The sequence below is a fragment of the Pedobacter sp. HDW13 genome, assembly GCF_011303555.1.
Lineage (GTDB): Bacteria > Bacteroidota > Bacteroidia > Sphingobacteriales > Sphingobacteriaceae > Pedobacter.
The window spans coordinates 5,205,860-5,229,200 of the sequence record NZ_CP049868.1 but is presented as its reverse complement, the minus strand read 5'-3'; the positions used below and the strand labels follow the sequence as shown (position 1 = coordinate 5,229,200).

Annotated in this window: 15 protein-coding genes; 8 read left to right on the top strand and 7 right to left on the bottom strand. The window is 40.6% G+C overall.

Annotation, left to right across the window (positions count from 1 at the left end; translation table 11 throughout):
• Nucleotides 1-461 precede the first annotated feature (461 nt).
• The 3 genes from G7074_RS21710 to G7074_RS21700 all read right to left on the bottom strand — a co-directional run bounded on the left by G7074_RS21710 (nucleotide 462) and on the right by G7074_RS21700 (nucleotide 4,539).
• Nucleotides 462-1,019 (bottom strand): hypothetical protein, encoded by a 558-nt coding sequence (locus tag G7074_RS21710; RefSeq protein ID WP_166211321.1) that lies wholly within the window; start codon nucleotides 1,017-1,019, stop codon nucleotides 462-464.
• Nucleotides 1,020-1,349: 330 nt separating this feature from the next.
• Entirely contained in the window at nucleotides 1,350-3,653 is a 2,304-nt protein-coding gene (locus G7074_RS21705; RefSeq protein ID WP_166211318.1) for a GH92 family glycosyl hydrolase, read from the bottom strand.
• A gap of 493 nt (nucleotides 3,654-4,146) precedes the next feature.
• Nucleotides 4,147-4,539 carry a sigma-70 family RNA polymerase sigma factor gene (locus G7074_RS21700; protein ID WP_166211315.1) on the bottom strand — a complete coding sequence of 131 codons (393 nt, stop codon included), beginning with the start codon at nucleotides 4,537-4,539 and terminating at the stop codon, nucleotides 4,147-4,149.
• A 660-nt stretch (nucleotides 4,540-5,199) separates the two neighbouring features.
• On the opposite strand from G7074_RS21700, the gene G7074_RS21695 reads away from it, so the two are divergent.
• The 8 genes from G7074_RS21695 to G7074_RS21660 all read left to right on the top strand — a co-directional run bounded on the left by G7074_RS21695 (nucleotide 5,200) and on the right by G7074_RS21660 (nucleotide 19,107).
• Nucleotides 5,200-5,760 carry an RNA polymerase sigma factor gene (locus G7074_RS21695; RefSeq protein ID WP_166211312.1) on the top strand — a complete coding sequence of 187 codons (561 nt, stop codon included), beginning with the start codon at nucleotides 5,200-5,202 and terminating at the stop codon, nucleotides 5,758-5,760.
• A gap of 75 nt (nucleotides 5,761-5,835) precedes the next feature.
• Complete coding sequence (locus tag G7074_RS21690) at nucleotides 5,836-6,738, top strand: FecR family protein (RefSeq protein ID WP_166211309.1); 903 nt, start codon at nucleotides 5,836-5,838, stop codon at nucleotides 6,736-6,738.
• A gap of 27 nt (nucleotides 6,739-6,765) precedes the next feature.
• Nucleotides 6,766-10,152, top strand: coding sequence for a TonB-dependent receptor (locus G7074_RS21685; protein WP_166211306.1), 3,387 nt, complete (start codon nucleotides 6,766-6,768; stop codon nucleotides 10,150-10,152).
• A gap of 10 nt (nucleotides 10,153-10,162) precedes the next feature.
• Nucleotides 10,163-11,770: a RagB/SusD family nutrient uptake outer membrane protein gene (locus G7074_RS21680; protein WP_124562366.1), complete on the top strand. Its 1,608-nt coding sequence runs from the start codon at nucleotides 10,163-10,165 to the stop codon at nucleotides 11,768-11,770.
• 136 nt (nucleotides 11,771-11,906) lie between these two features.
• On the top strand, nucleotides 11,907-13,544 hold the full coding sequence (locus tag G7074_RS21675) for a glycoside hydrolase 43 family protein (protein ID WP_166211303.1): 1,638 nt from the start codon (nucleotides 11,907-11,909) through the stop codon (nucleotides 13,542-13,544).
• Nucleotides 13,545-13,663: 119 nt separating this feature from the next.
• Entirely contained in the window at nucleotides 13,664-16,039 is a 2,376-nt protein-coding gene (locus tag G7074_RS21670; RefSeq protein ID WP_166211300.1) for a glycoside hydrolase N-terminal domain-containing protein, read from the top strand.
• Between the two features lie 132 nt (nucleotides 16,040-16,171).
• Nucleotides 16,172-16,807 (top strand): sugar-binding domain-containing protein, encoded by a 636-nt coding sequence (locus tag G7074_RS21665; protein ID WP_166211298.1) that lies wholly within the window; start codon nucleotides 16,172-16,174, stop codon nucleotides 16,805-16,807.
• Nucleotides 16,744-19,107, top strand: a complete 2,364-nt coding sequence (locus G7074_RS21660) for a glycoside hydrolase family 2 TIM barrel-domain containing protein (RefSeq protein WP_370526655.1) — start codon at nucleotides 16,744-16,746, stop codon at nucleotides 19,105-19,107. Before G7074_RS21665 ends, G7074_RS21660 begins: the two co-directional genes overlap by 64 nt.
• Before the next feature lie 522 nt (nucleotides 19,108-19,629).
• Here G7074_RS21660 and G7074_RS21655 read toward each other — a convergent pair.
• From G7074_RS21655 to G7074_RS21640, 4 genes are read right to left on the bottom strand one after another with little or no spacing between them, the layout of a single operon-like run.
• On the bottom strand, nucleotides 19,630-21,174 hold the full coding sequence (locus tag G7074_RS21655; RefSeq protein ID WP_166211292.1) for a TlpA disulfide reductase family protein: 1,545 nt from the start codon (nucleotides 21,172-21,174) through the stop codon (nucleotides 19,630-19,632).
• A gap of 49 nt (nucleotides 21,175-21,223) precedes the next feature.
• Nucleotides 21,224-21,901 (bottom strand): TMEM175 family protein, encoded by a 678-nt coding sequence (locus G7074_RS21650; protein WP_124562371.1) that lies wholly within the window; start codon nucleotides 21,899-21,901, stop codon nucleotides 21,224-21,226.
• A gap of 44 nt (nucleotides 21,902-21,945) precedes the next feature.
• Nucleotides 21,946-22,356 (bottom strand): hypothetical protein, encoded by a 411-nt coding sequence (locus G7074_RS21645; RefSeq protein ID WP_166211289.1) that lies wholly within the window; start codon nucleotides 22,354-22,356, stop codon nucleotides 21,946-21,948.
• A 13-nt stretch (nucleotides 22,357-22,369) separates the two neighbouring features.
• Nucleotides 22,370-23,341, bottom strand: a complete 972-nt coding sequence (locus G7074_RS21640; RefSeq protein WP_166211286.1) for a hypothetical protein — start codon at nucleotides 23,339-23,341, stop codon at nucleotides 22,370-22,372.

Sequence of the window (23,341 nt, the reverse complement as noted above, 5' to 3'; positions counted from 1 at the left end):
TGTGGTGGTATGGGCGGGAGTCAACTGCACTAAGCTTTTACCAATGTTTAACTAAAGCAGGACTAAACATAGGGTTAAGCAGGTATAGCGCAAACCTGGCTAAAAGGTGGCCTTAACGTGGAGTAAATGTGGAATAAAGGTGGGGTGCTGTGATGTTTTATGGATTTTTAATCAGATTGACTAAAATGGGTCATCATCCCTTTTGTTTAACCTAATATACAAAAAATAAGTCCTTCAAAGATGGAATTATTAAAGTTAATGGAAACATCTATCAGTGTAATCTGCAGGAAGCACCTACTGGCGCAAGTATTAGCACTCCTGGCCTAAACCATGGGCTGACTTGGGATCCAAATGCAACCTCTAAGATAAAACTTATCTATATAAATTCTAAAAGCACAAGTCAACCAACCCGCAGCATGCCCGCTAAGACTTACGCTAGTGAGGGGTATGTTTTTATTTATTTACCCTGTAGGTATTTCTTCGAAAACCAATCCTGTAAAACCTAACTTTTTATACAAAGAATAAAATTCATCGTCTTCATTTTTCATCCCAGAATAGGTAAAAATCTCAGCACGAGAAGTTTCCGGAATTTTAAAGATTGAAGATTCCATGTAGCCATCACTATAAAAAACAGGGTTACGTATTTGCCCCTGGGTTCCATCCTCATAATAATTCCAAATCGTTTTTTTAGGGTTTAATACATCTATACATTCCATAACGTTTAGCGCATAAAGAACATTACCTTTTTCCATTTTTAATTCCAATATTTCTCCCGCCATTTCAAATAGTGGAAATATTTCACTATCGAATACTTCCTCATCGAAAACCAATGTCCCAGACATGCCTATGTAAAAATTACTTCGCTTTTTCTTTGGATTTAAGATATACCACTCGACTTTATCGAAATCTCCATATTTTGTTTCACAATCAAATGTTAGCAAATCCAAAACTTTGTCCTCTACCCTGGGTGTAACCCATTGAGTGTTTATTGTATCAGTATCTATATTAAAAATCTTCATATCTTAAAAGGTTCTTTTTCTTGCTTCTACTGGCGCAAGTCTTACCAATTCCGGCCATAGCCCAGGCCTGACTTGTGCTCCAAAAGCAACCCCTAAGATAAAACTTATCTATATAAATTCTAAAAGCACAAGTCAACCATCCCGCAGCCATGCCTGCTAAGACTTACGCTAGTGAGGTGATCAAAAATAGAACGGATTACAAATCCTCACCGATGATAGCGTAATTTCTAATTGAAAATTAAAGAAACACCAATCTGTGTAATCTGCAGGAAACAACCTAAATACGATCTGGGTAACAAATCCCGACCAACGAGGGGTCGTGTTTCAGATTTATTGTTTTCCTACGCCCCAGTTTTTGTTGGGTTTCGGGCCCATTTCAAAGTGCAATTTTCCACCATTCACAATGTCTTTGAAATGAATTTTCGTTCCGGTTAAGGCTTTACCATTTAAGGTAGCAGATTGGATATAAATATTTTCTTTCGAATTATTGTGTGCTTCAATAACAAACTCTTTTCCTTTGTAAAACTTCGGATCTAATTGAATTGTGATTTTATTGAACAAAGGACTGGTAAGATCAAGTTCAGGATTTGTTTCGGTACCTCCACGCATTTCGAATAACCCCATTGAACTCATTACAAACCATCCACCCATTTGCCCTTCATCTTCATCGCCTTCCCAAGCCTGGTAAGGCGTTGCCCCGTAAAATGTTTCCATAATATTACGCGTCCATTTTTGAGTTAGCCAGGGTTTTGCTGAATAGTTGAACAAAAAAGCGGGTTGCATGTTTATCTCATTGCCTTGATTGATGTAAAACTCATTTCGTTCACCCGTTGTACGATCTAAAGCATGAGCCGCAAATTTATATTCTTGCGATTTCTCAAAACCATCGTTTAACCGTTTATTGAATAAATCTTTCCCCATCAAATTAATTAGCCCATCTACATCATGAGGTACATAAAATGAATATTCCCATCCGTTTCCTTCTACAAAAGAGTTGTTTGAAAACTCATCATAGTTGGGTATCCATTTAGCCTTCGAATCTTTAGGTACTACAAATTTTAAATCGGTATTGAAAACATTGCGGTAGTTTTGCGAACGTTTAATAAAATAGTCATAATCAGCTTTTTTCCCTAAGGATTTTGCCATTTGTGCTACGCAATAATCGTCAAAAGCATAATCCAAAGCTTTATTCGTTTTACCAATCTCATATGGAACATAGCCAAATTTCATGTATTCTTTCAGTTTTGGATTTCCTGCTTCACCTCCATAAATAGCAACTCCTTCGTTCATCATCATAAACTTTGCAGCCTCGTAAATCTTTTCAGCAATAACTTTGTCTTTTACAATTCCTTTCTGATAAGCAGCAACCATTAAAGCTATTTCGTGCGAGCCCTCCATGATACCAGAATATTCAAGTCCAGTTGGTCCTTTACCCGTCCAGCCTGTATGCTCATACAACTCCAATTGGGTTCCCACCCAGTTTTCCATCATATCAGGAGCAATCAAACTGAGCACACCGTTCGTATTCCAAAACGTATTCCAGAAGGCATCGCCGCCGTATATATTTTTGCAATACTTTAGGGTTTGAACCTTTTCGGCCGGATCTATGTACTTTCCATTTACATCATTCCAGGTTTGCTTAGCAGCAAAAACGCGATATAAATTGGTGTAGAACTTTGCCTTATCGGTTTCTGTGCCGCCTTCAACTTTAATAGTCGACAAAAGCGTGTTCCAGGTAGCTTCGGCATTTTGTTTAACCGCTTCGATATTCCAGCCAAAGGGTTCCATTTCTGTTTTTAAATTCAAGCGGGCCTGCTCAATACTTACCAACGAAATACCTGAACGTACATGAACCTGATCTCCTTTTTGGGTCTTGTAAGTAACGAAAGCGCCAACATCTCCCTTTCCGGAAATCTCTTTGCAATTTCTGGTTAGTTTTTTTCCAACCCAGGCATTAAAACTTTGAAAAGGTTTATCAAATTGAAGTACGAAACATAATTTATAATCATTAAAACCTCCCGAACCTGATTCTGCATAGCCCTCAATTTCGGTATCCGTCACCTTCGTTATTTTAGCGTCTTTTACATTAAAATCATATTCGGTAGGAAACTGCAAATCGATCAAAATACGTGATTCCTTTTTCTCTGGAAAGGTATAACGTTGAAGCCCGCAGCGGGTAGTAACTGCCATTTCTGCTTTAACATCGTGATCGTACAGATATACGGCATAATACCCCGGAGAGGCTTTCTCTGTTTCTTTCTGGATTCGGGAATGATATCCGGCACCGGCACCTTTATAAGGTGAGTCGGTTGGCTCATCCGAATAGCTTAAATCTGCAGTGGTGGGCATCAGCCGTAAACCTGCCATGGTCCAGGCATGGATGTGACTAAAACCATCAACACTATTTATGGCATATTCATAACCTGCCATCCAGTTATATCCCTGATTGGCTCCCTGATTATCGGGGCCTAGCTGAACCATTCCATAAGGCATTGTGGCATAAGGACCCAGCATCCAACGCGAATTAGATGTTCCCATAAAAACATCTACATAATCAATTGCTTTTTTTTCTTGCGCAAACACTGCTGCGCCGAGCAGATTGAAAAGGCAAAATAATATAAGCTTAAATTTCATTATTCATTTGGTTTTGATTGTTAACAATTTTTAGTGGTAAATAGGTGAATAAGAAGGTCTGCTATCCCCAAGCCATCTCTCATGATAAGGAATAACATATCTACAACACAGCCTTAGCCTTACATTTTCACAAAATGTACAAACATATATAAATCAAGATTAAGACATCATTAACTAGCATAATACAACAAAAACAGTTAACATCCGCAGCAATCTTAACTATGTATGTACAAACATATAAATTTTATAATTACTTGGGATATTATTTTTATACTATCGCAGGTTACAATACATCGTTTACGTAGCGGACTCATATCATATTAAATCTTTGGTCGGCCGATAAGGATTTGAGTGTTTCCTGGAGGAATGAAATTTGAGGTCGGGGCCTGTTTTTGTTCAGAAGAAACGGGGGTAACTCAGGCAGTAGCCCGGCAATCAAATTCGCGTACTGCTTGGCCTGAAATGGATTGACCAGTTTTATTGAAATATGCAATTAATCGCAGTAAACCGAAATGCGCAAACGCTTCAACGCACTGCTAATCTGATTTTTTACTGTTTGAGAAGACAGCGATAATCTGGTTGAAATCTCTTCAACTGTTAATTCTTCCTCTCTGCTGAGCCTATAAACCGCTTTCATTTTTTCGGGAAGGAGATTTACTTTGCGCTTAATTTGGCAAGCCAGATCCTTTGAAATAACATGTTCAATGGTTGAGTTACCCGATTCGGACAATGAAGCCCTTAACAGAACAGACTGCTTCGCCCTGTGGTTTTGTTTTCTAACTTCATCTATAATCTTATGCTTCAGGCAGGCATACAGATAAACTGAAAAAGATTTATTGATCAGCAAAGTTCCCCGTTTAGTCCAGATATAAAAAAAAAACATCATGCACAATATCTTTTGCCAGATCCTTATCATTCAACCTCTTGCAAGCTACAACATACGAGATTTCCCAGTATCGTTCGTATAGTTCATTAAATGCTGCTTTATTTCCCTGATTAACCAGGTGGACCAGATCCAGGTCGCTATTTTCTTCACCAATTGATTTAAAACGCATACAATATTCGCCAAAAAGCCCATCTCTGTAAATTTTACAGGAATGAGTTTTATTAATTTAACCCAAGAGCGAATGAGGGATGATTTTTCGGCCTAAAATAGAAACTGCTGCGCCTAAATACTCCTCAAATCCTGACTATTACTGATGCTTTTTTGACGGCAGTAAACACAGTACCTGCCGATATTGGTGGATTGCAAAGAAATAATTCATCCATTGGCTTGTGCTCTGGCATGTATTTTATTTAACCACAGACATCTCCAAATTACTGCTCTCCCCTGCTGTGCTTTGTTTTTACAAAAAAAAGATATCCTGCTCTAGTACTTTACACCTACTTATTCGTCTTTAGTCAACCATTTTTAAAACCAGCCCGATGAAACCAGAATTTTACAAAGTATTTGAGGTGTTTAAAAATACCATCGCTTAAGTGATCAGATGAAAAGTGAGAAGAACACCAAATTAATTTCCTTTTACGATTACCATTGCTTAAAATAATGAAATCACAAAGTGACATTGTTTTAATCGAACTGCTAAAATGCGACAGTATGCCCGCATTTGATGAGCTTTACTGTAGGTATTGGGAAATGCTATATGATATTGCCTACAAAAAACTCAAAGACAAGGATGATGCGAAAGACCTGGTTCATGACCTCTTTCTGCAGTTATGGAACAGTCGCGCCTCGCTTAATGTGTACAGATCGTTTTCGGGCTTTTTATTTGTTTCACTAAAAAACAAAATAATTGACAAACAGCGGCTAACTGCAAACCGGCTAAACAAAAATACAGACATTGCCAGTGAGACGGTTACACATCAAAACACTGTTTACGATCAGGTATATTATAATGAGCTAAATAGCTTTTTAAACCATCAGATAGATCTGCTTCCCGAAAAAATGAAAGAGATCTACCGTTTAAGCCGTGAGGAAAACCTTTCTCTGGAAGAAATTGCCAATCGCTTGTCAATCTCTACACAAACCGTTAAAAACCAACTAACTACTGCAGTTAAGCGCTTACGTCAAAAAATAAGCCAGTACCTCTCGGTGATTTTATTTTAATAAAAACTTAACACCACACTAGTATTCTGTTAACACCAATTCGTCTTTAGCTTATCAACTTAAAAACATATTCCTTTGAAAGAAGAATTCTACAAACTATTTAATATACCTGAACATCCCCTTACCATCACCGATGAGCAGGAACGTGAGGAGATAAAAAACGAAATCTATCAGCGGTTACGCCAAAGCATCGACAGGCAACAATCTCCCAAAAGAAAACCGATCGCCAGGATATGGAGACTTCGATATCAGGCTGCCGCTATACTAATTGGGGTGTGTACTTTATTTATCGGCTATAGCTATTACAGAAGCACACAAAACACACCTAAATACATCACCGTAAAAGCCGGGAAAGGAGAAGTTTTAGAGATTTCCCTTCCTGACCAGAGCAAAGTGACCCTTAATTCGGCTACCAGCATCAGATACCCTGCCAAGTTTACCAGCACCCGTGATATTTATCTGGAAGAAGGCGAAGCCTACTTTGATGTAACGCACGATAAATCCAAACCATTTATTGTTCATAGCGGGGGCATCAGTACGAGGGTACTGGGCACGGCCTTTAACATCAAAGCCTATAAATCGCTACCCAACATTACCGTAACGGTAACCAGAGGACGGGTACAGGTAGCAGAGAAAAATACGCTAAATATCCTTAAACCCGACGAGCAGTTAACATTTAACAAAGATGCTCATAAGGCCTTCACCAAAAAAGTAAAATCGGCCAATAATATGGCCTGGACACATGGAGATTTTAATCTGGATGGAGTTTATTTCAATGAGATTATGCTGGCGATAGCCAACCGGTTCGGTGTAAAGGTAATTTACGACCCCAAAGTATTTATCAACTGTGAAAACAGCATCCGTTTTACTAAAAAGCAAAGCCTTACAGATGTTTTACAGGTTTTAAAAACCATTCAACCTGTGCATTACACACTTAAAAAGGATGCTGTATTGATCACCGGAAAACCTTGCGACTAAGCGCATCAACAATAAACCAATAAATATATGAATCAAAAATTACAAACAAGACTAACCCGGAGGATAGCCAAACTAGGAATAGTGGCTATGTTATCGGCGGTTTCGCTCGGCACCTGGGCCCTTAACAGGATCCAGGATATCCGCACGGTTAAGGTATCCATTAGCTTTAATGGCGAAACATTAGAAAAAGCGTTCGGACGGCTTAGCGAGGTTTCAAAAATGCCTTTTAATTATAACCACAATGAACTCCGCAAAATTTCGACAAAACAACTGGTTTTTAAAAATGAACCGCTCCCACAGGTTTTAAACTCTATTTTATACGGAACGCAGTTTCAGTATAAAGAGGGAGAATCGGGCGTAATTATTTTTAAAACGAATGAAAAACAAGATCAACGCGTTAACAGCATCACTAACGCTATCGATCCAATTACCATAAAAGGTATCGTTTCGGATAATGCGGGTCCGGTTCCCGGCGTATCGGTAATGGTAAAAGGTACCGGCAAAGGAACCATTACAGCCGCTGACGGTTCTTTTAGCATCAAAGCTGAAAAAGGGGAAGTATTGGTATTCTCTACCCTTGGCTATAAGACCAAAGAAATAACAGTAGATGATCAAACAACCGTAAATATATCGCTGGAGGCTTCGGTAAATTCACTGGAAGATGTAGTTGTTGTAGGTTACGGCCAGCAAAAGAAGATTAATTTAACGGGCGCTGTAGGTACGATTTCATCGAAAGACCTTGATAACAGGCCGGTTACTAACGTTACCAACGCCATTCAAGGGAAGGTTGCCGGGGTAAGTATTACCACCAGTACCGGGCAGCCCGGCAGAGATGCAGGAACGATCAGGATCAGGGGTATTGGAACAGGATTGGGTTCGGGAGGTGCGAGTGCAGCCCCGATTGTTATCATTGACGGTGTACCGGGAGCGATGGGAGATGTAAACCCTAACGATATCGAAAGTATTTCGGTACTTAAAGACGCAGCATCGTCTGCCATTTATGGAGCAAGGGCATCTAATGGTGTAATTTTAATTACCACCAAAAAAGGTAAGGAAGGCAGCATACAGCTAAAATATGACATGTATGCCGGCCCTCAGCAAATTATGAAGCAACCAGATTTTTTACCTTCCTGGCAACAGGCGCAATTGTATAATGAAGCAAGGGCTAACGAAGGAGCTTCTCTACGATGGACTGATAACGATATCCAGCTCTTTAAAGATGGCACAGATCAATCGGGAGCGCACCCGAACACGGATTGGGTGTCTTTAATATTTTCAGAAACGGGATGGCAGCAAAACCATAATGTGAATATTAGCGGCGGTGATCAGAAATCAAAATATATGGTTTCTTTAGGCTATTTTGATCAAAATGGAAATGTAAAGGAAACCAGGTACCAAAAATACAACGCCCTGTTTAATGTTAACTCGCAATTAACACCCAAATTAGGTTTGACTGCAAAATTAGGCTTTCTATACGCGCCATTTTCAGAGCCGGTAAGTACCTATGCAACCAGCTTTGGGCAAATTATCCGTGCAGCCAACCGTATTTCGAATACCGTACCTGCAAAATGGGAAAATGGGGCTTTAGGTTATGTTTCTGACGGTAGCCCACTGGCCTGGTTAGATTCTCCATCATTCAATAAATGGCAAAACTATACTGTAAATGGTAACGTAGCCGGAGATTGGTCTCCGTTAAAGGGGTTACATTTTAAACCATCTTTCGGCTACAGATTAGCCATGGGGCAACAGCAACAGTATGTATCTGATATTCAGTATTACAAAGGAGGTGCTACCGGAACTCCGCTAACACCAACTAAATTTGAAGGGCCAAATAATTTAACTAATGCTACCGATAGAACCACCTATACCCTTTTACAAGGCGTAGCAGATTATGAAAAAAACATTGGTAAACATAATTTCAAGGTTTTAGTTGGAGCCTCTCAGGAGTACTCTATTTACAACTATTTCAGTGCACAACGCCAAAATTTCTTAAATAATGAATTAACACAAATTAATGCTGCACCTGCCCTGGGCCAATCTACCACTGGTTATGCCAACGATTGGGGATTGAAATCAGTTTTTGGCAGGTTAAACTATAATTTTAACGAGAAGTACCTATTAGAAGCCAATTTCCGTTTTGATGGATCTTCCCGTTTTGCACAAGGACACAGATGGGGTAAATTCCCGGCCGTTTCTGCAGGATGGATCATATCCAAAGAAGACTTCTTTGCTAGTGCACTTAATGCAGTTAATTCATTAAAACTGCGCGCTTCGTGGGGTAAATTAGGCAACCAGCAAATTGCCAATAACTATGCTTATTTTGAATCTATTACAGGTGGTCAAACCTATTCATTTAACCAAACACTGGTAACAGGTCTAACTCCGGGCGACGGCGCAAACCCATTATTGCAATGGGAAAAAACGCAATCAGTAGGTGCTGGCATCGATGCCACGTTTATGAACAATAAGTTAGATGTTTCGTTAGATTATTTTGAAAGAAAAACTTCAAACCCATTGCTCCGTACCCAGGCAGGGGCTGTTTTAGGTACCAGTGGCACAACTTCTTTTGTTCCGCCATATGTAAATGTTGATGGTGAGATGGTGAATAAAGGTATTGAAGTAAGCGCCGGCTATAAAGACAAAGTTGGAGAGTTTAATTATAACATTAATGGTAATTTCTCTTTCATTGACAATAAAGTTACCAAGTTAACCGGAGGTAAAGTAATTAATGATAATACCTTTTATGATGTAGGTACTCCGTTCCAATCGTTATATGGTTACGAGGCATTGGGAATTTACAAAACCCAGGCAGATGTTACCGGAACAGCTGTATTGAATAACAAAGTAGCTGCCGGCGATATCCAATATAAAGATCAAAATAACGATGGTAAAATAGATGCTCAGGACAAAGTTTACCTGGGTAATTATTATCCAAAAATCAGTTATGGCCTTTCTTTCTCCTCTAGCTGGAAAAACTTCGAACTATCCTTATTCTTCCAGGGTGCTGCAGCTGTAAAAGCCATGGGTGGTAACCTGATTGGGCGGGTTGGTCCGGATGTGGAGAAACCTACGAGCGTATTTTTAGACAGATGGACACCAACGAATACCGATGCCAGTTTCCCAAGGTTATGGTACAGTTATAAACAAAATGATCCAACCAGCACACCTTCTTCTTTCTGGGTTAAAGATGCTTCCTATTTACGCCTAAAAAACCTGACGTTCGCCTACAGCCTTCCAAAAAATATTGTAAATAAATTGGGATTGAACAATGTTAAGGTTTATTACAGCGGCCAAAACCTGTTGACTTTTACCAGTTTCTACAAATGGATTGACCCTGAACTTGGATCAGCCGGAAGCATTAACAATTACCCTCAAGTATTGGTAAATACACTTGGGCTTAATGTAACATTTTAAAAAAAGACAGATGAAAAAGAAATTAATTTATATACTTCTTGCCACAGCCGTACTCAGCAGCTGCAAAAAAGATATACTCGACACCAAACCACTAGATAAATACAGTAACCTAACCTTATGGTCATCAAAAGCGGATGCCAATGCCGCACTAACCGGATGTTACAGTGGTTGGGAAATAGGAGATAACGTGATATACGATGATTGCATGTCAGACAATGGCATTGACCAGTTTCCATGGGAAGGTTATGAAACCTTTGCTTCAGGACTGGCAACCCCTTCGGATCCGGGAGTGAACAAATATTCTTATACCACAATACAAAGATGTAACTGGTTTTTAGATAACGTGGATAAAGTGCCTGCTTCCTCGCTTGATAATACACTTAAAACAAGAATGAAAAGTGAAGCCAGGTTTTTACGGGCCTATAAATACGCTGTTTTAAGCCAGGTATACGGAGATGTGCCTCTTACTCTGCATAACCTTACCGCAGATGAGGCCAATGCCATCACCCGTAGCCCGAAAACGCAGATTGTGGATTTTGTACTTCAGGAACTAAGCAGCATTGCGCCATCATTGCCTGTTAGCTATTCAGGAAGCGATATAGGCCGTATTACCCGCGGAGCGGCACTTGCTTTAAAAGCGAGGGTAGAATTATTTAACGCCAAATACACAGACTGTATCGCTACAAGCCAGCAGCTCATGACGGGGCCATTTAACTATAGCTTGTTTCCTGATTATGAGGGAATATTTCGTCCACAAAACTCCAATAACCAGGAGGTGATTTTAGATGTACAGTATTTGCAGAACGATAATGCGGAATGGGTTCTGGGTGCTGCGCTTCCAAATTCTTATGGAGGATGGAGTTCAATGGCGCCAACACAATCATTGGTAGACGCTTATGAAACCAAAAACGGACAAACCATTCAGCAAGATGGCAGCTATAATGTCCTCCAACCCTACACCAATAGGGATCCGCGTTTAGATGCAACAGTTATCCACCCTGGCCTCTCTTACATGGGCGCTTACTTTGATCCGCTAAGTGCCAATTCAAGTGATTTAGTTGGAAATAACAATGCCTCACCAACCGGGTATAATTTTAAGAAATACCTGGCCAATATAGACGATTATAATAATACCGCCTATGGCACCGATGTTTGGAATACCGGAGGAAGTATTATTGTGATCAGATATGCAGAGGTTTTGCTTGGCTATGCCGAGGCAAAAATAGAAGCGGGCCAAATAGACGCTTCGGTGTACAACGCAATTAACCAGGTTAGGCAACGCCCTACGGTAAATATGCCAGCGGTAACTGCTACCTTATATCCGGATCAGGCTTCGCTGCGCACACTTATTCGCCGCGAGAGAAGAGCAGAGCTGGCCGGCGAAGGTCTTCGCTGGTACGACATACAGCGCTGGAAAATTGGCACACAGGCATTAAGCGGGGATGTAAAAGGCAGCTTAAAAGGAGCAGTTAATGCCGCTAACGGCGCTTTAACCCTTACTCCTAACTCTAATTTTGTTGCCGGAAACCGGACATTCGACAGTAAAAATTACTTATGGCCTATACCGCAAAAAGAAATTGACATTAACCATGCTTTGAAACAGAACCCAGGATACTAGCTGGGTTAATTTCAATGATATTTTAATGTTTAAACAAATGATAGAGGGGTAAATTATTACCCCTTTATTTTGATACCTAAATTACCACGAGTTACTTTTATAAGTGCCATTATTTTCCGTCCTTAAATTAACTATCATGAAGAAAATATCTTTTATTTTACCGCTCCTTATTTTCTGCACTTACCTGCAGTTATTGGCTCAATCCGCTACCAATCAGGTATGGACTGCTGATAATGGTAATGGCACCTTTAAAAACCCTATCCTGTGGGGTGACTGGCCTGATCCGGATATCACCAGAGTAGGCGATGAATTTTATTTCGTATCTACCAGCATGCATTATGTGCCGGGATGTCCGGTATTGAAATCAAAAGACCTGGTAAACTGGGAAATGGCCAGCTATGTTATAGACCGGTATAACGAGGATCCCCGCTATGATTTAAAAGGTGGCGAAATGTACCTGAGAGGTTCGTGGGCAGCCACGATCAAACATCACAATGGTTTGTTTTATGTCGGTTTCTGTACTCCGAAATGGGAAAAGGAAAAAGGAAACTTTTCGATCAACATTGCCAAAGATATTAGAGGTCCATGGAAGCGTACCATTTTCCCCGAATATTTGTATGATCCGGGTTTATTTTTTGACGATGATGGGAAAGTATATGTTATACATGGCCAGGGTAAGTTATATGTAACCGAACTTGCTTCTGACGTGCGCTCGGTAAAAGGAGAAAACAAACTCATTTGGGATAAAAGTATCCCTACCCCAAAAGGCTCTTCGGCCCCAGGTAAGGCTTATAATATGGAGGGCTCACATATGTACAAAATCAATGGCTATTACTACCTCACCTGCCCTGCTGGTGGCACAGAAGGATGGCAGGTATGTTTGCGCAGTAAAAATATTTATGGCCCCTATGAAACAAAAACAATTGTACAGGATGAATCTTCTTATCCCAACAACGGATTGCACCAGGGCGGAATGGTTCAGCTTAAAGACGGCAGTTGGTGGTTTATCATTATGCAGGATCGGGGTGCAATTGGCAGGGTACCCAATCTTGTACCTGTAGCATGGAAAGACGGCTGGCCAATGCTAGGCAAAAACGGAAACGCAAAAGGTGTAGTGGTTTACCAGAAACCGAATGTAGCTAAAACCTTTCCTGTAAAAGTACCCGCAACTTCAGACGAATTTTCTGCCACAAAACTTAGCCTGCAATGGCAATGGAACCACAACCCTGATGATGCCAGATGGTCGCTAAAAGAAAGAAAAGGTAACATGCGCCTGCGTGCAGGCTATGCAAAAGACCTGACTATGGCCCGCAACACACTCACTCAGCGCGTACAGGGACCTGCCTCTGAAGGCACAGTAGAGATCGATTTGAAAGGACTCAAAACCGGCAACATAGCAGGATTTGGGATTTTCCAATCACCCTATGCCTATATAGCGGTACGCAAAACCGCTAGCAGCAAGGATCTTATTATGGTAAACAATGGTAAAGTAATTGATAGTATTGTGCACTTTACTCCAAACAAAATATGGATAAAGGCCAATGCCACACATACTGGTTTTAAGGCCACTTTTTCTTATAGTAACGATGGAAAGAAATTTATGCCTCTGGGCAATACTTTACAAATGGACTTAGGCCTGGCCTGGACTGCCAATCGTTTTGCGCTATTCAATTTCAGCGAAGGCAAGGAAGGTATTGGAGGTTATGCCGATTTTAACTGGTTCCATTTTAAGGGAGCGAATCCCGCATATCCACACAATGACAATAAAAACTAGTGTTGCAGCTAAATTTTAGGTGTAGCTGCTTACAATACCAGAGAACTAAATTAATCCATACTAACTGAGCTTTAATGAGTGTATCCCAAATGAACAAAAACTTATATCACCTAAAACCAATGTTACTGTTGGTAGCAACATTATGTGCTCAAACATTGTTTTCACAAACTAAAGTCCCCGGTAAAAAATGGACTGCCTGGTCTGCAAAACCTGCGCTGGCCTGGCAGGATGCTTTTGTAACCGGTAACGGCAAACATGGCACCATGCTTACCGGGAATCCTGGGGAAGAAAGGATAATTTGTGTACATGAAGAACTTTTCATCAGGGCCTGGGACCGCCACAAGGTTGCAGTTGCCAACATATCAGGCTTATTGCCGCGGGTAAGAACACTTGCTGACTTGGGTAAGTTTGACCTCGCTGCAAGCTTAAGTACTGACGAGGCAAGACGACAGTTAACAGCTATGGGTGCGCCACAAGCCTGGTCGATATCTCCGCATCCTGCCTTCGACCTTAATGTAAAGACTGAAAGCACAGGGCCTATTGCAGCTTACCGACGTGAACTAAACATGGAAACCGGTGAAGCAAAAAGCCACTGGGAAGACAAAAATGGCGCCGTTGAACAAAGTGTTTTCTCTTCACGGGCAAACGATGTAAACGTGATCCGTATTATCGGTTTGAAGGGAAAAAAGCTCAATATCTCTCTTGGGCTTAATGAAACTCCAGGACGTAAAGGTGAAGTAGCTGGACTGGATCTGAATAACGTATTTAGCAGCGTTAGCAGCAGCGCCGAACCAGGATGGTTAAAATACCATGCCAGTTATAGTCAGGACACGGGCGGTTATGATGGACTTGCCCGCGTAACTATCACCGGCGGTGAAATGAGTGTTGTGGATAATCACCTGCAAATCAAAAATGCCAGCCAGATTTTAATTGTGATGCGTATTACTCCTCTGGAGTATGGCTCAACTTCTCAGGAAATTCCGGTGCGCAATGAGCTTTCTGCATTGTCTCCGAATTACCAGGAGCTATTAATGCCGCACGCCAAACTGCATGGCGAAATGTTTAGACGGGTAGTACTTGATTTAGGTGCGGGTGCACAATGGTTAAGTACCTCCACAGAAAAAATGCTGGCTGATGCACACACGAAAGGCATTACCCCACTCTTTCTGGAACAAATGCATGCGATGGGCAGGTACCTACTGATTTCTTCATCAGGAAAATATCCCCCGCCCTTACAAGGAATATGGGGAGGTAGCTGGAATCCGGCATGGATTGGGGGCTTCGTTATGGATTCCAATGTTAATTTAGCCATATCGGCAATTTCTACAGGTGATCTGGAAGAGTGCGCAGAATCTTATTTTGGCTATGTAGAACGCCTGCTACCTGCCTGGAGGCTTAATGCCCGTAACTACCTGGGCTGCCGTGGATTTTTAGTTCCACATTACAGTGACCCTGAAAAAGGTTATCTGAATCATTTTGGCGACGGTTTTCCATGGATGTACTGGCCAGGTGGTGCCGGCTGGAATCTGATGCCGTTTTACGAACATGGCATGCTATATGGGAACCGTAACTTTTTACAGAAACGTGTACTGCCACTTTATTTGGAAATGGCTGCGTTTTATGAAGATTATCTAACAAAAGAAAAAGATGGATTTTATCATATTTCGCCAGGCATTTCCCCTGAAAATGCTACCCCTGGCAGCAATACTACTCTTTGTAAGGATGCTACTTTTGATGCAGCAATTGCCCGGGAGGTTTTTGATCACCTGTTAAAAATGGGCAGTATGTTCAACCTTGACAAGACTGATATGGACAAATGGAAACATTACCGAGACAACATTGTGCCTTACAGGATCAATGCAGATGGCGCATTAGCGGAGTGGATTCCGGCTCAATATGCAGATGAATATGCCCACCGTCATAATTCGCATATGTATCCTATTTTTCCCGGCACAGAATTTCTGCAGGCCGATGCCGATAAGTACTTATTGCAAGGAGCAAAAGTAGCACTGGCTAAACGCTTTAAATCAGATACAGAATCCGCTCACGGGCTTATTCATCTGGCGCTCATGGCTGCAAGGCTCCACGATGAAGAAAAGGTAGCGGCCAATCTCAACCGCTTTGCTCAACGCAACTATGTATACACAGGACTTTCAACCTCTCATAACCCCAACCATGCCATATACAACCTGGATTCTTCGCTGAGCCTGCAACGGCTTTTAGCAGACATGCTGGTATTTTCCCAACCTGGGCGCATTGAACTACTGCCAGCTTATTCAAGTAACCTTCCTGATGGAAAATTATCGGGAGTGAGAATACATGGCGGACACAAGCTAGATTTACAATGGATTGCTGGAAAGCTACAATCGGCCATCATCTACGCAGGAGCAAATGAGACCTGTACATTTTTATATAAAGGAAAAGAAAAAAAAATACAACTAATGGCGGGCAAGATATATATTTTCAATAGCATGTTTCAATTAACAAGTAAATAGATGCGAGCGAAAGTGCTCAATAAAAACACAGCCGAAAAGCCCGGCAATGACCACAGTAAACAAAATATTTATTTCCCAAAGTCTAGCTCTTTCACAATATTAAAAGATCATCAAGTAAACCACGATTCCAGCATGAGAATAAACTTCAGATTATTTGCCCTCCTGTTAACATTGTTTAATATATCTTACAGTTACGGGCAAGATGCTAACCCTTCGCCAAGGCTTATCCTTAATTTAAATACCAGATGGGCATTTTTTAGAGACGAAGCCTCTGGTGCTGAAGCTGTAAGTTACAACGACAACAACTGGACTGGCGTAAGTGTTCCCCATACCATGCGGCTTGAACCAAAACACAATGGGGGAAATCAGAATTATACCGGTATTGGTTGGTACCGTCGTTATTTTAAAATCGACAAGGCCAATTCGGGAAAACGCATTACATTGAATTTCGATGGTGTACAGAAAAATTGCGAAATATATTTAAATGGAGAAAAGCTTAAAGTGCATTACGGCGGTTACCTGGGTTTTATTGTAGATATCAGCGATAAGGTAAAATTTAACGACAATAACCTACTTGCGGTTAGGGTATCGAATGTGGATGATCCATTTACGCCGCCAGGAAAAATGCAGGATAAAATGGATTTTCTTTACTATGGTGGGATTTACAGGGATGTAAGCCTACAGATAAGCAATAAAATACATATATCAGATCCCCTGGAAGCACAGCAAATAGCCGGGGTGGCTTATTTATCACCTTCCCAGAGGTAAATAAGCAAAAGGCTACCATTAGTATCAAAACGCATGTTTTAAATCAAAGTAAAACAGCGGCTAAACTTGCTGTTGTAACAACCTTAGAGGATAAAAACGGACAAAAAATAGCTTTTGCAAGCTCTTCAACTTTACTTTCAGCATATACTGATCAGGAATACCTGCAAAAGATGGTGGTGTTAAAACCTAAATTATGGCATCCCGATCATCCTTACCTATATCAACTTGTTTCTAAAGTGTATTGCGGTAAAACATTAGTAGATCTGCTGGTTAGCCCCATTGGAATCAGAACCATTTCTTTTAGCTCGCCTGCCGGAAAAGCAGACGGTTTTTATCTGAATGGTGAAAAGTTGTACCTGCGCGGGGCCAACCGTCACCAGAGCTATCAAAATATCGGCGATGCAGCTTCTGCTTCTATGCAATGGCGGGATGCCCTGCAAATTAAAAAAGGTGGTTTTAATTCGGTCCGGGCATCTCACTATCCACAATCGCCCCGGTTTCTGGATGCCTGTGATAAGCTGGGCTTATTGGTAATTGAATGTGAGCCAGGCTGGCAATTCTTTAATAAGGATACAGTGTTTATCCAAAGAAGCTATCAGCAGGTGCGTGAAATGATCCGTCGCGACCGAAACCGCCCCTCAGTATTTTTATGGGAAACCTCACTTAACGAATCGCCAACACCTGATTTCTGGGCGAAAGAGGTGGTTCGCATTGCTCATGAAGAAATACCCGGCAAACAAATGTTTACTGCGGATGATTTCTTCGCCAAAGGGAGAAAATATTACGATGTTAGCTATAAAGTGATTAACGAAGATGCGACAGATCCAATGCCTTCTATGCCCTCACTTACCCGTGAGTGGGGTGATACCTGGATTGCTGACCCCAAAAAGGAAAACGGACTAAGAGCATCACGTATATACACTGCAAAAGGATTGATTGCTCAGTGCAAATTGAGGCAAAACGCATTGAACGGAACAATGCTCGAAGAAGAAGGTGGTTATTGGGACCATGCCAGGTTAGATGCCAATGCACGCATTGGCGGATATTTTTTGTGGAGCTTTAATGATTACACCAGGGGATCGGATCCCGTTACTGCTTTTAGTGGTGTAGTGGACATTGACCGCTATGAAAAGTTTGGCTACTATCAGCTAATGGCCATGCAAAATGCCCGAAACCCAGCTTATGGGCCAATGGTATTCATTGCCAGTTATAACAACCAGCCTGAAATTGATTCAAATCTTATTGTTTTTTCTAATTGCGACAAAGTAAGGTTGTTGCGCAACAATGTATTGTTAAAAGAAATATCAAGGGAACAAAACGCCAAAACCGCACCATTTATTTCAGGCAAAGGTGGTAGCCCCTATTTTGAGTTTAAAACAGGTTCCTACCAGGCAGGTACATTAAGGGCCGAAGGGATATTAAATGGCAAAGTAGTTTGTTCACATCTAGTCAGGACTCCTGAAAAGCCCGATCACCTGGAAATTGAAATTGCCGAAAGCGGAATTAAACCTGTAGCGGATGGCTCAGATATGGTTCCGGTATATATCAAAATATGCGACAAAAACGGGACAGTTATCACCAATACTAGCCAGCTGCAATCTTATCAGCTTAACTTAAAGGTTTCAGGGAAGGGAACTTTGATTGGTGCCAATTCGGCAAGGTTAAACATTTCCAGCCAACAAAGTGAAGGCGGAATAGGATATGGCATTATCCGTACGCTTGAAACTGCCGGCGACATCCTGATTACCGCTTCCTCTCCGGGAATTAAATCGGCAAACACAAAGATTACAACCATTCCATTTAAAGGAATTTATGCGCGGGATGGCGAGCATCCAAAATGGAAAAATGAAGCTGAGATAACCGATACGATTGGTAGAATTGCTAAACCGGATGAACTCCCTCCAATGATAAAACTAACACCAGACATGCTTAGTTCTTCGGAAAGCACAGTTACTTCCAGACTGGAAAAATTGATTGATGGTGATCCAAGAAGCATTTTAACAGTTTCAAGAGAATCGCTTCCCATTACCTTAAAAATAGATTTGGGAAAACCTGTGAATTTAAGAGGCAGCCGCCTAATTTGGGGAAAAGACAGCGACTGGTATACTTATTCACTGGCAGGATCTGCTGATGGTATACATTGGATTGATCTGATAAAGGAGAGAAAGGTTTCGGGACAGGATTATAAACCTGTATTTTACGAAGGTAAAGATAGCAGGTACTTAAAAATTAAGGTATTGGATGTTCAGCCTGAAAAAAGCAAACTGGCGATTGGTGAACTTGAGCTGTACGGTTTTTAGCTAATACTGGCAATATACCAGCAACTGGCTATCTTTTGCTAAATGCCTTTAACAATGGAAGAAAAGATTTTGGATAGCGTTTATGCGCGCCACATTGAATTGGGACAAACGCTGTAACACATTCCAGAGGGAGAAAACAACAATTGTGTTAACAGTTTGAAACAGTCCAATCTAAAACAACATTTATTGGGCTATTTGTTAGATAATTTGCAAACTGGAAATATTAAAAATCGTCCAAAAAGAAATGTTGTATTTTTTTGCAACCCGAAAAATCAAAACGACCACGTGGAAGTTTTTGATGGCTTAAAAAGCCTTTGTGTACCCTATCCCAGTTACGAATTAGCGGAAATCGGTGATGCTTTTGCATTCGGTAAAACAGTTTTCGAAAATGATAAAGTCCAATTGGTGGAGAAGGCTATGCCCGGAATCAGACTTGACATGCACTCGTATATTAACATTACCTGGCTTGTTAATGAAACTGTTCAATTTGTTGCAAAATTGATCCTCCGGTATTGTCTTCTCCTATTTTAACCTATCCTTAATCTGTTTGTACAAGTCTTGTGCGCTACTTGGTCTTAGTGCATTCGCTTCAACGAGGTTGCCATCTTTATCAAACAGCATATACCGGGGAATGCCCTGAAACATTTTTTCGGCATTGGCTTTAACCTGTTGATTGGCCAGATAATGATAGCCATCCAGTTTATAATTCGATAATAGCTTTTTCCAGTTTTCTCTGAAACCAGTGTTGTCTAAAGAAATGTATAGCATCTTGATATTATTTGCAGCTAAAAATTCATGCAACTGGGGTTCATACCTGAATTCGGCTAAACAAGGGGAACACCAGGATGCCCAAAAATCTACAAACACAGGTGTTCCTTTAAAACAATTTTTGATAATGGACTGGAACCGAGTAATCGTATCTAAACCATTTGCCGGGTTTACTGTCAACTTATTTTCAGCGGTCTTAAAGCTTAACAGTTCATTATTTTGCAGGATTGCCTGCGACACCTGATTTTTAGCCATGTAGGCACTGATAAAACTTTCAGAGAGGAGTGCTATGTAGGCACTACCAGGAAAGCGGCGAATGTACTTTTGTAAAATGCGGGCATAAGTAATCTCGTCCATCGGCTTAAATACTGAAGCAATAAGCAGCGCATTGCCAATGAAATTTGATTGTACTTCGTCTGGTGCAAAATTGATAACCGATAGTTCGTTGATGATTTGCTCAAAATCTTTATCGTAAGCTCCCCAGGCATTTTCATGCGGCATATGCCCCTTAACAATACCTAATCTTATCAGCTCACTCTTGGAATGCGCATTGTCAAAGGCAGTAGTGGTATTAAAATAACGATGGTTAAAGGGGTCATATTTTTTGTAAAGGATATTGATCAACTCCTGGCAATCGCTTTCAGATAACTTTATCTCTTTAATTATATTTTCATTTCTGTGAAAATAGCCAAGGAGAATCCCTTCAATCCAGGCCATTGCTTTTTGCTCTGTTTCAGCAACCAGTGCAGCTAAACATACTGCCGATATCGTTTTATTCTGATAGCAGCGTTGTATAAGAGTAGTATGTTCCTTTATAATTTCATCAATTCCATTAACCACTTCATTCAGTTTGCTGCTTTTCGAAAGCGTTGCCTGGAATAACGCTTCATCCGTTTTACTGTTATTCAATAACTGCTTACTGGCTATTAAGTTATTCCCTCCAGCATTTTTCCCGTAAAATTGCAGTTCCAGAACTCCATCTTTGTTTTTTTGATAATTGATCTGTATGTTTTCACCGGGCTCAGCAAAGAAATAGAGTTTTGGCAGGCTTTTACTCTGTAACCGGATAAACCCACTCTGGGAAAGATTGATCTCCAGTTTAAATTTTCCGTTCCGGATCGTCCGCTCTGCTGCTGTATCCGTAAAGAATACATTAAACCTTCCATCCACCGGCTTGTAAACCAGTACTGGTTCTGAATTAACAGCTTTATCCAGCGCACCTTCAATAGTAACCGTTTTTTGTGCACAGGTGCTGATACTACTTAAAAGTAACGCCACAGCAAATAATCGTATTCTCATTTTAAAATAACCAGGGTAAATAATGTTTAATTATGGCTTTTATTGATCTTTATTCCATGGCGTCTTTCATTGCCGGATACTTTTTTGCGTACCAGGCTTTGATCAACCCGGTAACAAGTGGTGCCAGGGGCAGAATGAAATAAGAGATTTTAATGTTAACAAGAGAAAAGAGTAGCGCGCAGATGAAAACGATTGGAATTGTTAGCGACCTGGTGATATTATAGCTCAACTTTTCTTTGGGTAAATGCTCACTTAAATGATTTACCGGGTTACCTATAATTTTCCATAGCCGAAAACTGAAATATCCCGACAGGGAAATCGTTGCGGTATAAACCGCCAACGGAATCCGGAGATTACTGTTAAAATAATATTCGCTAAGAAAAGAGGTACTGAAAGGCATTATTACAATCGGAAGCAGGAACAGGAGGTTATTCCACAATAGCCGATGATTAGTGCGGATAACATAGCCGAACATACGGTGATGGGAAAACCAATACAAGCCTATTACAAAGAAGCTGATCAGAAAACCAATGAGCTTGGTGGTAACAGGCAACAGTTGCTGTAAAAGTTCACTATCCGTTAGCCGATCTGAATGGAGCTCAGGTATCCTTATTTCGATAATCAAAAGGGTAATGGCAATGGCAAATACGGCATCACTAAACAATGCTATTCTTTCTAACTGAAATTTATTATCCTCTTGTGCGGCAGGCTGATTTGTTTTACTCATAATTTAGAATGGCAAAGCGTGCTATATTTTAAAAACGTCATCCATTACCTTTGTAATTGTTTAACCCTTATTGAAGCCTGCCTTGTTTTAGCTACCAAGGCAATAAGTATTAAGAGTAAGCTTATGGAGATATACCTTTTGGATGAAAAACCAGACAAAGCGGTATATACCAGCATAACGGAAATTGCCAACATCAGATACATGGTTGCCAGTGGCAAATCATAAAACAATTCGAGATCGACAATACCTGAAGGGCTATTGTCGGCAATGTCTACTTTTATAGCCTGAACACGCCAAAAGCGTTTTACATATATTTCAGCGACTGGACTATTTGTTTTTAACGTAATGGTTTCTCCTGCTTCTAAAGATGCAGACTGCCCCTCCTTAGTGGAAACGGTCAGTTTATTTATAAAGCCTATCGGCTGCTTTCTCCTTGTTATGTTGATCGTTGTCATGTTTAATTTATTTTTATTTTACCACTCCGAACCGTTTGTTTTTGAAATCAATAATGATTACATGATTAAAGAAATAAGCGTTTCCTGTTGTTCCGGTAATTCCTTCTCCTTTATTAAAATCAAGTAGCCTTTTGTTTTCATTATACCAGGCTTTTTGCTTTGGAAGTTTATATTTCCCCAGATAAATATCAGATTTGATGACAGCGCCATAATAGGGTACCTTCTCTCCCCAGGAATTTACCTTTAATGTATCTGGTTGTGCCTCTGCATCGACAATCGTTTCCCAAAATGTTTTATCTGTACTCAGCGGAAATACACTTGCTCCGGTATCGAACATCATCCAGTGTTGCTGTCCGTTAATCGTAAATGGCAATTGTATCCGGCCATTCTTCAACCTGCAATCAACAAACGAAGCTTTAGACGCCCAATACCTGGTTATACTATCCAGTAAGCACATTCTCTTATTGGGAAAATCCATCACCAGTACTTTGTTTTTTGTAAAACTGGCACCAATTGTCCCAATATGCTTTAGAGAAGGCGTGTACAAAGAATCCTTTGGAATTCCATCTCCGTATTTATCAAAAACAAAAAAATCTTTTGTCTGGTAAGAGCCAATATGCAGGGTTATTTTTTTTGAAGGATAACTAACAAGACCGCCATCAGAGGTTGCCTTATGGCTCGTATCTAACAGGCTGTACAGGTATTGCTGGCTTGGGAAATAATTTTTCAGATCATTACCGTACAAAACGGTCTCATTTGCCCCGAGGTCAAACTGGGCAACAAAATTTGCCTTGATTGTATCGATTTTAACTGGCAACAATACAGCCAGCTTATCAAAGTACTTTCCACTTACGGAATCGCTGTACCACTTAAAAGAAAACCAATGATAAGCTTCTCTATCTGGCTTAAGTCTTTTTTGGGCAGTGGCATGGAAAGCCATAAGCGTAAGCAGGATTAAGGAAATTAACTGTCTGGTGATTTTCAT